The sequence below is a fragment of the Pseudomonas sp. FW300-N2F2 genome (genome assembly GCF_017351655.1).
Taxonomy (GTDB): Bacteria; Pseudomonadota; Gammaproteobacteria; order Pseudomonadales; family Pseudomonadaceae; genus Aquipseudomonas; species Aquipseudomonas fluorescens_AA.
The window spans coordinates 1-402 of sequence record NZ_JACNDQ010000016.1 but is presented as its reverse complement, the minus strand read 5'-3'; the positions used below and the strand labels follow the sequence as shown (position 1 = coordinate 402).

Here is a 402-nt window from a genome sequence, read left to right as displayed (position 1 = left end):
ACCGGTCCATGCGGGCAGCGAGGACGTTGGCGCGCTGCTCGACTGGTGGCAGGCCCAGGCGCTGGATGTGTGTTTCCTGCCCACGCCCATTGCCGAATACGCGTTTGGCCGCAACCTGGGGCACGCTCAACTGCGCACCTTGCTGATTGGCGGCGACCGCCTGCGCAAGCTGCCGGCCGATCTGCCCTTCGAACTGATCAACAACTACGGCCCCACGGAAACGACAGTGGTGGCCACCTCGGGGCGGATCGATGCCTCGCAAGCGGTGCTGCATATCGGCAAGCCGGTGGCCAACACCCAGGTCTACCTGCTCGATGCTCACCTGCAACCGGTTCCGGTCGGCGTGGCGGGTGAGTTGTACATCGGTGGCGCCGGGGTTGCGCGGGGTTATTTGAACCGTGG

Annotated in this window: 1 protein-coding gene; it reads left to right on the top strand. The window is 65.7% G+C overall.

Annotation, left to right across the window (positions count from 1 at the left end; genetic code table 11):
- On the top strand, positions 1–402 hold a 402-nt coding region (locus J4E63_RS30690; RefSeq protein WP_207284220.1), incomplete at both ends, for an AMP-binding protein.